This window comes from Rothia mucilaginosa (assembly GCF_964211445.1).
Lineage (GTDB): Bacteria > Actinomycetota > Actinomycetes > Actinomycetales > Micrococcaceae > Rothia > Rothia mucilaginosa_E.
The window spans coordinates 1-12,338 of the sequence record NZ_CAXOQT010000010.1 but is presented as its reverse complement, the minus strand read 5'-3'; the positions used below and the strand labels follow the sequence as shown (position 1 = coordinate 12,338).

The 12,338-nt window shown below is 62.5% G+C and carries 11 protein-coding genes; 6 read left to right on the top strand and 5 right to left on the bottom strand.

Translation table 11 applies throughout. From position 1 onward, the window contains the following. Positions 1–58 precede the first annotated feature (58 nt). The gene (gene dapD, locus AB8E48_RS03650) at positions 59–1,024 is read right to left on the bottom strand and encodes a 2,3,4,5-tetrahydropyridine-2,6-dicarboxylate N-succinyltransferase (protein ID WP_070629891.1); all 966 of its coding nucleotides are present in this window, start codon (positions 1,022–1,024) and stop codon (positions 59–61) included. Positions 1,025–1,125: 101 nt separating this feature from the next. Between dapD and dapE the strand changes: the two genes are divergently transcribed. The 4 genes from dapE to AB8E48_RS03630 all read left to right on the top strand — a co-directional run bounded on the left by dapE (position 1,126) and on the right by AB8E48_RS03630 (position 4,834). After that, on the top strand, positions 1,126–2,304 hold the full coding sequence (dapE, locus tag AB8E48_RS03645; RefSeq protein ID WP_368885803.1) for a succinyl-diaminopimelate desuccinylase: 1,179 nt from the start codon (positions 1,126–1,128) through the stop codon (positions 2,302–2,304). Between the two features lie 120 nt (positions 2,305–2,424). Continuing rightward, the gene (locus tag AB8E48_RS03640) at positions 2,425–2,826 is read left to right on the top strand and encodes a hypothetical protein (RefSeq protein ID WP_049356447.1); all 402 of its coding nucleotides are present in this window, start codon (positions 2,425–2,427) and stop codon (positions 2,824–2,826) included. A 5-nt stretch (positions 2,827–2,831) separates the two neighbouring features. Then, positions 2,832–4,187, top strand: coding sequence for a hypothetical protein (locus AB8E48_RS03635; protein ID WP_368885802.1), 1,356 nt, complete (start codon positions 2,832–2,834; stop codon positions 4,185–4,187). A gap of 269 nt (positions 4,188–4,456) precedes the next feature. Continuing rightward, positions 4,457–4,834 (top strand): twin-arginine translocase TatA/TatE family subunit, encoded by a 378-nt coding sequence (locus AB8E48_RS03630; protein WP_005505243.1) that lies wholly within the window; start codon positions 4,457–4,459, stop codon positions 4,832–4,834. Between the two features lie 90 nt (positions 4,835–4,924). Here AB8E48_RS03630 and AB8E48_RS03625 read toward each other — a convergent pair whose 3' ends face one another. The 3 genes from AB8E48_RS03625 to AB8E48_RS03615 are packed head-to-tail and all read right to left on the bottom strand — an operon-like array spanning position 4,925 to position 8,370. Beyond that, positions 4,925–6,127, bottom strand: a complete 1,203-nt coding sequence (locus AB8E48_RS03625; protein ID WP_368885801.1) for a P-loop NTPase — start codon at positions 6,125–6,127, stop codon at positions 4,925–4,927. Beyond that, positions 6,117–7,049 (bottom strand): DUF1003 domain-containing protein, encoded by a 933-nt coding sequence (locus AB8E48_RS03620; protein ID WP_368885800.1) that lies wholly within the window; start codon positions 7,047–7,049, stop codon positions 6,117–6,119. Before AB8E48_RS03620 ends, AB8E48_RS03625 begins: the two co-directional genes overlap by 11 nt. Then, the gene (locus AB8E48_RS03615; RefSeq protein WP_005508498.1) at positions 7,042–8,370 is read right to left on the bottom strand and encodes a magnesium transporter MgtE N-terminal domain-containing protein; all 1,329 of its coding nucleotides are present in this window, start codon (positions 8,368–8,370) and stop codon (positions 7,042–7,044) included. The genes AB8E48_RS03620 and AB8E48_RS03615 overlap by 8 nt, the downstream gene beginning before the upstream one ends. A 130-nt stretch (positions 8,371–8,500) precedes the next feature. Here AB8E48_RS03615 and AB8E48_RS03610 point away from each other — a divergent pair, with 130 nt between their 5' ends. Continuing rightward, on the top strand, positions 8,501–9,478 hold the full coding sequence (locus AB8E48_RS03610; RefSeq protein WP_368885799.1) for a hypothetical protein: 978 nt from the start codon (positions 8,501–8,503) through the stop codon (positions 9,476–9,478). A 137-nt stretch (positions 9,479–9,615) separates the two neighbouring features. On the opposite strand, the gene AB8E48_RS03605 is transcribed toward AB8E48_RS03610, so the two are convergent. After that, entirely contained in the window at positions 9,616–11,145 is a 1,530-nt protein-coding gene (locus AB8E48_RS03605) for an aminopeptidase P family protein (protein ID WP_070688539.1), read from the bottom strand. A gap of 215 nt (positions 11,146–11,360) precedes the next feature. On the opposite strand from AB8E48_RS03605, the gene AB8E48_RS03600 reads away from it, so the two are divergent. Then, positions 11,361–12,326, top strand: coding sequence for a PHP domain-containing protein (locus AB8E48_RS03600; protein ID WP_368885798.1), 966 nt, complete (start codon positions 11,361–11,363; stop codon positions 12,324–12,326). The last annotated feature ends 12 nt before the right edge of the window (positions 12,327–12,338 follow it).

Below are 12,338 nucleotides of genomic sequence, written 5' to 3'. Positions count from 1 at the left end.
CTTCACGCATCCCGACCCCTAAAGTTCACGGGCCGCCCCACACTAGTTCAGGTGCAGACTAGTTCAGGTGCAGCGCCTCGTTCAGCTCCACGGTGTTCTTCGCACGCGGCAGAACCTCAATCGCGCCGCTGATTGAATTGCGGCGGAACAGCAGATTCGACACACCGGACAGCTCCGCAGCCTTCACCACGCGCGCCTCCTGACCGGGCAGCAGAACACTCACGCGCGAACCAGCGGTCACATACAGGCCAGCCTCAACCACGCAGTCATCACCCAGGGCAATACCGATACCGGACTCCGCACCCAGCAGAGAACGCTCACCAATAGAGACGCGCTGAGTGCCACCACCGGAGAGGGTACCCATCGTGGAGGCGCCGCCACCCACATCCGAGCCGTCGCCCACCACAACGCCCTGAGAAATACGGCCCTCAACCATGGAGGTGCCCAGGGTGCCGGCGTTGAAGTTCACGAAGCCCTCGTGCATCACGGTCGTGCCGGACGCCAGGTGCGCGCCCAGGCGCAGACGGTCACCGTCGCCAATGCGTACGCCGGCGGGAACCACGTAATCCACCAGGCGCGGGAACTTATCAATGTGGCTCACGCTCAGGTGGCCCAGCTTGCGCAGACCAATCGCCAGCTTCTGGAACTCGGTGGCAAGCACCGGGCCGTGGTTGGTCCACGCAACATTCGCCAGGGTGCCGAACAGGCCGTCCAGGTTCAGCTCGTTGGGGCGAACCAGAGTGTGGGAGAGCAGGTGCAGACGCAGGTATGCGTCCACCGCGTCTTCGGGTGCCTCATCCAGGTTGATGGAGGCGGTACGCACCTCGGTACGGGCGTTGCGCGCCGGATGCTCAACGGCCAGGTCCTCTAGCTCGTCCGCGATGGACAGGTCGGGGGTCTGGGTGAGGGAGGGAGCGGGGAACCACGCATCCAGGACGGTGCCGGCGTGCTCGCCAGAGACAACAACATTGACCAGTGCAACGCCGGAGGCGTAACGGGGAGTGTTTTCAGACATGCCTTCCATTATAGTTTTGGGGGTGAGAGCCCCTTCAAGACCGTCTCATATGCTCGATATGGGCGTTGTGGGCGCGGGTGTGTGTACCGGGGAACCTGTAAGGTGGAAGGATGAGCGTTTCCCCGAATATTTCTGAGCGTCACCCTGTACCGCAGCCGCCCCTGAACCTGGACGTGTCCATGCCCGAGCTGACGCGTGCCCTGCTGGATTACGAGTCGGTTTCCGGCAATGAGCAGCCAATTGCTGACGCCGTGCACATGGCGCTGTCGTTCTGCCCGCACCTGCACCTGACCCGTGACGGGGACGCCATTATCGCCCGCACCGAGTTCCCGCCGCTGCCCGGCGCTGAGGGGGAACGCACCCGCATTATTCTTGCCGGTCACCTGGACACTGTGCCCCTGCCCACCGTTGAGGGTTCGCTGGGTACCGTGCCGTCCACGGTGCGTGAAGAAGAGGACGGGTACGTGCTCTACGGCCGCGGCGCAACCGATATGAAGGGCGGCGTGGCGGTCCAGTTGAAACTTGCCGCCGAACTGACCGCGCAGGACACCGACTACAACCTGACCTACATCTTCTACGACAACGAAGAGGTCGCCAGCGAACTCTCCGGGCTGGCGCGTCTGATTCGCAACCACGGTGAGCTCATCACTGACGCAGACTTCGGTGTGCTACTTGAACCGACCAATGGCACCATTGAGGGCGGCTGCAACGGCACCATGCGTTTCTTCGTGCGCACCCGCGGCCTCGCCTCCCACTCGGGACGTGCATGGCGCGGCGAGAACGCGATTCACGCACTGGCACCGGCGTTGGCGGCGCTCGCCTCCTACGAGCCGAAGACTATTGCTGTGGAGGGCCTGGACTATCGTGAGGGTCTGAATGCGGTGCAGATTTCTGGTGGCGTTGCCGGTAACGTGATTCCTGATGCGGCGGCAATGCACGTGAACTACCGGTTCGCCCCGGATAAGACCCTGGACGAGGCGGTCGCCCACGTGCGTGAGGTCTTCACCGGTTACGAGCTGGATTTTGTGGATCTTTCCCCGGCGGCTCGCCCCGGACTGGACACCCCGCTGGCGGCTTCCCTGATTGAGGCGGTGGGGCAGGAGCCTCAGCCGAAGTACGGTTGGACGGACGTAGCACGCCTGAGCGAGATCGGTATTCCCGCGGTGAACTTCGGCCCCGGTGACGCTCTGCTGGCTCACACCGATAACGAGCACGTGAGCTTTAGCCAGCTGACCCGCTGCCACGCCGATTTGCGTGCCTGGCTGCTCAGCGACCGTGACGAGGACTAACCGCGACGAGGACTAGCCGCGGCGCTAACTCTGTTGGTGCTGATTCTGCCGGTGCTGGCGCTACTATTTAAATTTAGGTGACCGTCAGGGGTTGACGGTCCTGCATGATATGAGATTGACATGAACTTTCTTCTGATTCTGCTTGCCCTGCTGATTTCGGGCATTGCGGTGCTCTCCGTTGTGGCGCTCGGCGGTGAGCGTGCCGTGCCCGGTGCCGCGTTCTTCAGCGGCGTGGGCCGTGACGGTCTGGGCACCTTCGACCGTGTGGAGGATTTCGGCTTTATCGCTCCTCTCGTCGGTGCATCCGAAGATAACAAGGCACTTGAGAACGCACCCGCCGCTGAGTCTGCTGCTTCGACCGCAGAATCTGCTGATGCTAACGTCGCTGCCGCTGAGCCGGTTCGCCGCGGTGCGGTTCCCCTGTCTGATGATGCGGAGAGCACCTTGAGCGCGCATGACTTTGTGGAGAAGCGAAAGAACCCGCAGGCTGAGGGTGTTCCTTCGGCGGCTGAGGGGAGCTAGCGCCGGTGAGTGTTCCTTCTCAGCACACTAGTCCTGTTCCGCCTGCCCGCGCTGACTCTGCCCCTCGCACCGCCTCCACGAAGGAACAGGGCGAGTCTTTTGATGAGTTGCTGACCTGGGCGTACACCGCCGCCGGTGAGCGCCTGCACCGGGTGGGGGAGCGTCTGCGTGCCCTGCCCGCGTGGCTGTCGGTACTGCTGATTTACGGTCTGTCCCGCGTGTGGGGCTTCATCGTGTTTGCTGTGGTTGGCCAGCAGCAGCTGCGCAGCCCGTGGGGTCAGCATCTGGATTATTTGTCGTTCATTAGCATCTGGGATGCCGGCTGGTATGAGCAGATCGCGGTACAGGGCTACCCGAATGAGCTGCCGGTGAACGCGGCGGGTGTGGTTGAGCAGAATCAGTGGGCTTTTTACCCGATTTTCCCGCAGCTTTCCGGTGCTATTAGCCATGCGACGGGCATCGGGTACTACCCGGTGGCGGCGACGGTTGCTCTGCTTGCCGGTTTCGCGGCGGCGTGGGTGATTTATCTGCTGTTTGAGGCGTCGTTGAAGGCGACCGGTTTCACAAGTGAGGAGTCGCCTTCTGCCCTGTCTATGTGGGCTGTGGCGTTGGTGTCGTTCTTGCCGGTGGCGCCGGTGCTTCAGGTGCCGTATGCGGAGTCGCTGAACCTGGTGTTCCTTGCCGGTGCGCTGCTGTGCCTGGTTCAGGGACGCTACGGCCTGCTGGTTCCTGTGGCGGCGTTGGCGTGCCTGTCCCGCCCGGTGGGTGTGCCCCTGGGTGCGGCTGCCGGCCTGTGGTGGTTTGCATGCTGGGTGCGTTCGAGCCGCCAGTCGGGTATGGGCACGGCGTTTGTGCGCCATCTGGGGCAGCTGGTCAGCGCCTTGGTGGTGTGTGCGTGTGCGCTGGTGTGGCCTGCGATTGCGTGGTGGGCTACGGGCCGTGTGGATGCGTACACCGCCACGGAGACGGCGTGGCGCGGTACCCATTTGGCGCCGATTCAGCCGTGGCTTTCGCAAGGGTACCTGTACTTTGGGTATGCGGCTCCGGTGCTGCTGACTCTGCTGATTTTGGGTTTTATTGCTCTGTGTTTGAGCCCCCTGGCGCGTAGGGTTTTGGCGGCTCCGTTGAACCTGTGGTGCCTAAGCTATTTTGCGTATTTGATTCTGTTTTTGAATCCGCAATCGTCGACGTTCCGCCTGTTGTTGCCGTTGTTCCCGCTGGTGATTGTGGTGGCGGCGGCGAGCCGTTCGCGGGCGTATCGTTGGGCGTTGTTGGTGGCGGGTGCGTGTGCGCAGTGGGGCTGGGTTGGCTGGCTGTGGCATTGGAAACAGCTGCCCGGCGGTGGAGACTACCCGCCGTAAACCGAATATCGTGACTGGAGACCGCCGGTGTGCTGCCGGCGGTCTTTTGCGTTCGGGAGGCGGGCGTGTCTGCGGTTGGAGCCGCAGCGTTTTAACCCGGCGGTGGAGATTATCCGCCGTAAACCGCTGATGTGGTGTTCTTAGCCGTGGGCGCAATGCCCCTCCGCGGCGCTGTAGCGTACGCCTTCTGCTTGTCCAGAGCTTAAAGACACGTCCAGAAAGCGCCGCGGGTTCGGCGGTGCTGGCTCGGAACTGATAATCTATATTCTGTGTTTGGTATTAGTGGCACCGAGTTGATTATTTTGGCCATCATCACGTTTGTGGTGATTGGTCCCGAACGCATGCCCGAATACGCCCGACAGATCCGTGAATTCGTCAAGACTGTGCGCCGCATGGCGTTTGACGCGAAGGACGACTTCAAGGAAGCCCTGGGCGAGACGGGTCTGGAAGATATTAACTGGCGCCAGTACGACCCCCGCCAGTACGATCCGCGCGTGATTGTGAAGCAGGCGTTTGCTGAGGATGACGCCGAGCGTGAGCGTGAGGCGAAGGAACGTGAAGAGGCGCTGCTGAAGGAGAAGGAAAAGTCGGAGAGCCGTGCTCTTCCGCGAGGCGCATACGCCCCCTTCGACGTGGACGCAACCTAAGATTTTGAATAGATAAGAACCCCGCACCGTGATGGTGCGGGGTTCTTTCTGTTCTCAGCTTTTGCCGTCAGCTTCTAGACGGCTAGATCTCTAAACAAAGAGCGGCAGGCTCTGACCCGCCCTCGACTCGCCCGAGTGTAGTAGCTGCGAGGCGATGGACTGAATCTCTTCGGCGGTGGTCGAATCCGGGTGGCTCCAGACCACCGGGGTGCCCTCGTCGCCGCCGGTACGCAGGTTCACATCCAGCGGGACAGAACCGAGCAGCGGTACCGGGTAGGAGAGCGCCTCCGAAAGGCGCTCAGCGAGCACCTGACCGCCGCCAGAACCGAACATATCGAGCACGGTACCGTCCGGCAGGGTCATGGCAGCCATATTCTCGACCACGCCCACGACCTTCTGACCGGTCTGCAGGCTCAGGGTGCCGGCACGCTCCGCCACATCCACAGCGGCGTGCTGCGGGGTGGAAATGAGCACCAGCTCCGCATTCGGCAGCAGCTGAGCCATGGAGATGGCAATATCGCCGGTGCCGGGAGGCAAATCCAGTAGCAGCACGTCCAGGGCGCCGAAGTGCACATCCATGATGAACTGCTCCAGGGCACGGTGCAGCATGGGGCCGCGCCACGCCACCGGCTCGTTGCCCTTGAGGAACATGCCGATAGAAATCACGCGAATAAAGCCGCCGCTGACCTTCTGCTCACCCCAACGCTGGGCGGGGGCGGGCACGTCCACGGTCGGCGGAAGAATCAGGTCATCCAGGCGGGTCGGGGCGTCGGTAATGCCCAACAGACCGGGGATGGAGAAGCCGTGCACATCCGCGTCAATAATGCCCACCGCAAGCCCGCGCGAAGCGAACGCGGCGGCAAGATTCGCGGTCATGGAGGACTTACCCACGCCACCCTTACCGGACACCACACCGAACACGCGGGTCAGCGAACCGGGCGCGGTAAACGGGTTGGAACGCTCCGGCTTGAGCATCGAACGCAGGGCGGAACGCTGCTGCGGGTTCATCGCACCCACCTGCAGCTGCACACGCTCAACACCCTCAACGGTGGCGGCGGCATCACGAACCTGCTGCTCGATGGTGTTCTTCAGCGGGCAACCCTCAATGGTGAGTAGCACCGTGACCTCAGCCCAGTGGCGGCCGGGAATCGGCTCACCGTGCTCATCCAGTTCAGGATGCACGAGTGCAGTCTCCACCATGCCCAGCTCCGTAATGGGGCGGCGCAGTTCGGGATCCTCGACGCGGGCAAGTGCCGCGTAGAGCGCATCCTGCAGGGGTGAATTAGTGGTCACGGGCGCCTCCCTCACGGGTGCGCTCTGCCTGCTGCTGTGCCTGCTGGGATTCGCGGCTCTGAGGCTGGCTCAAATCGCCTCGGTGGGAATCCTGTGGGGAGTCCTTCGCAGGGCGTTCAGCCTTGTCAGGTGCCTGCTCGGTACCGTTCTCGGTGCCTTCAGGGCTCTTGCCCCCAGAGTTCTTATCCTCAGCCTCCTGCTCCTCAGCGTCCTTTTCCTCGCCCTCGGAGATATCGATATCGTCGATAGCCTCCTCAAGGTCCTCAATGTCCTCACTGATGTCCTGCAGCTGCTCAGCGTGACGCTCCTGCTCCTGCGCAATGTTCTGCAGTTCCTCAAGAATGTCACGCAGCTCGCTACGAACGAAGTCACGGGTCGCAACCTCACGCAGAGCAATACGCAGCGAAGCAATCTCACGGGTCAGGTACTGGGTCTCCTCCAGGTTCTGCTGGTCACGCTTACGGTCCTCAGAGGCCACCACGCGGTCGCGGTCGTCCTGACGGTTCTGCGCCAACAGCAGCAGGGGAGCAGCGTAAGAAGCCTGCAGGGACAGCATCAGGGTCAGCAGGGTGAAGTTCAGGCTACGCGGGTCGAACTGCATCTCCTCCGGCGCCAGGGAGTTCCACGCCAGCCACACGCCACAGAAAATAGTCATCCACATCAGGAACTGCGGGGTACCCATGTAGCGTGCAAAACCCTCGGTCATGCGGCCGAAAGCGTCCGGGTTGGGGCTCGAGAACAGCTTCGGCTTACGGGTGCCGGGGGTGCTCAGCTGCGAGTCGCTACGCTGCGGGCGGGAGTCGCCGCGCTCACGGTTGCGTTCAGCGTACTTCTTCTCCAGGCGGTCCTTGAGGATGCGCGCCTTATCGATGCGGGGGTTCTCTTCGGTACGGTTTGCGTCGCGGCGGTTCGATTCAGGCAAAGCGTCGTCCTACCTTTCGTACGGGAGTTCCATCATCGTAAGTGCGCCAGTCTTCGGGCAGGAGCGCATCGAGCACGTCGTCGATGGTCACTGCGCCTACCAGGCGGTGCGATTCGTTCACAATGGGAACGATGGTCAGGTCATAGGTCGCCAGCACGCGTGCCAGCTCTTCCAAACTTGCCTGGTCAGAGACAGGCTCAGTGTCGGTATCGAGGATGTGACCAATCGGCTCGCTCGGCGGCACACGCAACAGCTTCTGCATGTGCACCAGACCCAGGTACTTGCCGGTCGGCGTTTCCAGGGGCGGGCGCGTCACCATGACGGCAGCCGCCATTGCCGGAGGAATTTCCTCGGCGCGGATGTGCGCGAGCGCCTCCGCAACGGTCGCCTCCGGGGAGAGGATAATCGGCACCGGGTTCATGAGCGAACCGGCGGTACCCTCGTCGTATTCGAGCAGTCGACGCACGTCGTCTGCTTCGTCGGGTTCCATGAGCTCGAGCAGCTTTTCACGCTGTGCGTCGTCCAGTTCGATAAGCAGGTCGGCGGCGTCGTCCGGTTCCATCTCTTCGAGGACCTGCGCGGCACGCTCGTCGTCCAGGTGCGACAGAATCTGCACCTGGTCCTCGGCGGGTAGCTCCTGCAGAACGTCCGCGAGGCGTTCATCCTGCAGCTCGGCGGCGATTTCGACCATGCGCTTATCGCTCATCTCGTGGATAGCATCCGCAAGGTCAGCGGGCTTGGAGTTCTCGTGGTTCGCCACGAACGCGGTTGCCGCCTGCGGTTCCACGTCGGTGGAGAGCACCGCTTCGTCCCAATCGACGATGAGGGTCTCCTTGGAACGGCGGCGCCATGTGCTGGAGGAGGAGCTAACGCGGGAGACGAACAGCTCAGTCACGCCCCAGTCGCCGTTGCGGCGCTGCTCAATGGCGACGTCCTCAATGACGGCGTCGCCGCTGCCGTCGAGCAGGCGCACGCGGCGGTCAAAGAGCTCACCCACGATGAGAGTCTCAGAGTTGCGCTGTTCGAAGCGGCGCAGGTTCACCAGGCCGGTCGAAATGATCTGTGAAGCGTCGATACTTCGCACACGGGTCATGGGCATGAACACGCGTTTCTTGCCGAGCACCTCAACGATGATGCCGACAACAATGGGTTCGCTGCCCTTGGCGGGGCGGGCGCCCGCAATGGATGCGCCCAGGCCGCGTTTGAGCACGACGACATCTCGGAGACGGCCGAGGCGGTCACCGAAAGGGTCAAAAACGTCGAGGCCCAGAAGGCGGGCAATGTAAATCTTGCTGGGGGTGCTGAACTTCGAATTGCTCACCTCTCTAGGGTACGCCCCGCCGCGGGGATTCGCACTTTGAGAAGCTTCATTGAACAGGTGTTCGCTACGCCTGTAGAGGAGCTGACTGCCCACCGGGTCCAGGGTTAGGGTGGGCGGTAGAATAGGAGCCATGACTTCTAACCTGCCGAATATTCCCTCGACCCCGCCTTCTTCATATCTGGCCTCGCGCCTGGCGCAGGCTCAGGGCAAGCCCCTGCCCGCCGGTGAGGCGATCGCCTCCTTCGTTCGTCACGATGATGCGCTCGCCGCTTTTGACGTGCTCAGCGAACAGGATTACCCGGTCACGGCGCTGTACCTGGTCAATGATGGTATCCGCCAGGTGGAGTACCCGGTACAGCCCGGTTACGGTCGTGCCCTGATTTCTGCGGCGATTCAGGGTGCGGTGATTGGCCTGGTGTTTTCGGTGCTGATGACCCTTGCCGGTGACTCTTTTATCTCTGAAGCACTCAAGTACGTGCCGCTGTCGGTTGCCGTGTTTGTGCTGTGGCAGATGTACGTTCTGCGTCGCTCCCATGGGGGTCGCTACCCGATGCGTACCGAGGCGATTCCTTCGCGTACCGTGATGTACGCTCTGCCGGAGTACGCTCAGGATGCGCGCCGCGTGCTGGGTGCGCATCCTCGCTTCTCGGCGGCGGTTGCGGCTGCGCGTGCGGCGGCGGCCCCGGAGGCTTCGCAGGCGCGTGCCGCTCAGAGCACCGTCTCGATGAATGGCGCACCGGTTCCGACCGGCGCCCCGAAGGCACCCTCGTACCGTGCGCAGGCGGGTAGCCAGCCAGCGCCGAACCAGAACCTGCCCGAGCGTGATACTACTGCGCAGAACGCGATGGCTCAGAGCGCGGCGCAGAACATGCCCGCACCGGTTACCCCTGCACCGCCTGCTCAGCCCACTCAGCCTTCCGAACAGGAACAGGCAAGCACTGACCAGGCAACCGCTCAGAAGTCAGATACGCAGAAACGTCCGGCACAGCGGTACGGTCTGCGCGTGGACGACCCGGAAGAATACGCGAAGCTGATTCAGCCCAAGCCGCAGCGTCCAACCCCGCGCCCGCAGGGCCTGCACGATAAGTCCTCGCAGGAGTCCGAATAACCGAACCTGCAATGGCGGTAGCCGCCCACAACGGCGGGAAACAGGCATAGAAGATACGCGAAAGCCCCTCACCGAATCACTCGGTGAGGGGCTTTCCCTATAAGACGTTACTAACGTAACTGGAGGGGGGCTAGGCGTTACTTCGCCAGCTTCGCCATCCACTCCTCAATACCCTCAACGGTGCGCGGCAGCGCAGCGGAGAGGTTCACGTTGCCGTCCTCGGTGCAGAGCACGTCGTCCTCAAGGCGGATACCGATACCGCGGTACTCCTCGGGGATAGACATGTCCTCTTCCTTGAAGTACAGTGCCGGCTCAATGGTGAAGACCATGCCCGGCTCCAGCTCAGCCCACATGTACAGTTCAGCCTTCGCCTGCGCGCAGTCGTGCACGTCCAGACCCAGGTGGTGGCTGGTGCCGTGCGGCATCCAGCGGCGGTGCTGACCGCCCTCAATGGTGAGGGAAACCTCGGCAGAAACCGGCAGCAGGCCCCACTCTTCCAGACGGTGAGCCAGAACCTCCATAGCGGCGTCGTGAAGTTCGTGGAACTTACGGCCCGGCTTAGCCACAGCGAACGCGGCGTCAGCAGCCTCCAGCACAGCGTTGTAGACCTTCGCCTGAACCTCGGTGAACTTACCGTTCACGGGGAAGGTGCGGGTCACGTCTGCGGTGTACAGGGTGTCGTCCTCAACGCCTGCGTCCAGCAGCAGCAGCTTGCCGTCATCGACGGTGCCGTTGTTACGGATCCAGTGCAGGATAGTTGCGTTGTTACCGCACGCTGCGATGGTGTCGTAGCCCAGGTCGTTACCGTCGGTACGTGCCACGGAGAAGAACGCAGTCTCAACGACGCGCTCACCGCGGTGGTGCTCCTTAGCCTTCGGCAGTTCACGAATGACCTCTTCGAAGCCCTTGACGGTCATATCAACGGAACGCTGCAGGTTCTCAACCTCGATAGCGTCCTTAATCAGGCGAGCCTCGGAGAGAGCCACGGCCAGTTCGGAGTCCAGCTTGTCAGCCTGCTCCAGCTCCACGCCGGTGTTGTAGCGGGAGGTGTCAACCAGCGCGTCAACAGCCGGGTCAACGTTGCGGACCAGGCGGATGTTCACGCCGCCCAGGCCCTGGTTGCCGGCGTTCTTGGTGATAGCAACCTCAAGCTCGGACAGGTCGCGGGTACGCAGACCGTAACGCTCGGAGAATTCCTTCAGGGTGGGGCGGGGGCCAACCCAGAACTCGCCGTAGCGTGCATCCGCGTAGAACTCTGCGGTGTCACGGCCAGCCAGCGGACGGAAGTACAGGGTCACCTCGTGGTTGGAACCGTTGTCACCGGTGCCCTCTTCGACGGGCTCGAAGATCAGCACGGCGTCGGGCTCGTGGTCGATGCCCAGACCGGTCTGGTGCGCAAACGCCGAGTGGGGGCGGAAGCGGTAGTCGCAGTCGTTGGAGCGGACCTTCAGCGGGCCTGCGGGCAGGACGAGGCGCTCGCCGGGGAATGCCTTGGAGATCTTGGCGCGGCGCTCAGCTGCGTAGTCTGCTACGGGCTCGCGGGTGTAGCCGTCATCTTCGGCAGGTGCCCAGTTTGCGGCAATGAATTCGGTGAACGCAGACGCCTTGGGGGTGCTGCGGTGGTCAGTCTTCTGAGCTTCGGTGCTCTTCTCATTGTTCTCAGTCATGGCTTAATCATAGCCTCTTCAATACTGGTGGGCAGGTGTTTTAGCGCTTTTGACCATAAGAGAGGGTGCGGTGGGTCAGAATATATCTTTGACCTGCGACCGGGTACCCGATATTGCGCCGCCGATATTGGTAGGGTTGAATCAGAAGAGTAGATGACATGCCTTAGACCCCGCTGAGGTGGCGACGAACTAGCAGGGGTGGGGAAGGAGAGAAGATGACGCAGACAGAACACCGAAATAGTGCACCTAATGCGCAGCAGGCGCCGCAGCCCGCTGAATCGGGCGCGCCTGAAAACCTGAACCTTGCTGGGCGTTACGATCTGCATATTCACTCCGCTATCTCTGACGGCACGCAGAGCCTGACTGAGCTGGTGCCGCTGATTGCTCGCGCCGGGTTGGCTGGGTTTGCGCTGACTGATCACGATACGACGGCTGGGTGGGCGCAGGCGGCTCAGCTGGCGGATGAGTACGGTCTGGATTTTCTGCCGGGTGCCGAGTTCTCTTGCCGTTACCGTTACACCGACGGTGAGGGCCGTGCACGCACGAAGACTATTCACCTGCTCGCTTATGGTTTTGACCCGGTGGGTTCGGAGTTGGCGCATCGTGTGGAGGCGATTCGTGCCAGCCGTGAGGGCCGTGCGCAGGCTATTGTGCAGCGTCTTGCCGCCGACTACTCGCTGACCTGGGACGACGTGTTGGCGCAGGTGGGGGAGGGGAACACGGCGGTGGGCCGCCCCCATATTGCTGACGCGCTGGTTGCCGCCGGCGTGGTTGCTGACCGTTCTGAGGCTTTCGCGAAGCTGCTGTATACGGGTAGCCCCTACTATGTGCCGCAGGATGCGCTGGACCCGCTGGAGGCGGTGCGTCTGGTGCGTGAGGCTGGGGGCGTGCCGGTGATTGCGCATCCGATGAGTACGATGCGTGGCCCTGCGTTGAGCCTGGAGTATCTGGGTTTGATGGTGGATGCTGGCCTGGCGGGTGTGGAGGTGTATCACCGTGAGAATTCGGTGGAGGACCGGGCGCGCCTGCTGGAGTTTATTGAGCGTCAGCGTGCGGCGGGCCGTGAGGTGCTGGTGACTGGTTCGAGTGATTATCACGGTGCGGGTAAGCCGAACCTGCTGGGTGAGAATACGACGGATGCGGCGACGGTGGCGCGTATCCGCGAGCAGCTGGCGGCATAGCACTAAAACAAA

Coding starts and splice junctions, on each gene's coding strand:
- dapD (WP_070629891.1), bottom strand. CDS start 1,024: ATGGAAGGCATGTCTGAAAACACTCCCCGTTACGCCTCCGGCGTTGCA.
- dapE (WP_368885803.1), top strand. CDS start 1,126: ATGAGCGTTTCCCCGAATATTTCTGAGCGTCACCCTGTACCGCAGCCG.
- AB8E48_RS03640 (WP_049356447.1), top strand. CDS start 2,425: ATGAACTTTCTTCTGATTCTGCTTGCCCTGCTGATTTCGGGCATTGCG.
- AB8E48_RS03610 (WP_368885799.1), top strand. CDS start 8,501: ATGACTTCTAACCTGCCGAATATTCCCTCGACCCCGCCTTCTTCATAT.
- AB8E48_RS03605 (WP_070688539.1), bottom strand. CDS start 11,145: ATGACTGAGAACAATGAGAAGAGCACCGAAGCTCAGAAGACTGACCAC.
- AB8E48_RS03600 (WP_368885798.1), top strand. CDS start 11,361: ATGACGCAGACAGAACACCGAAATAGTGCACCTAATGCGCAGCAGGCG.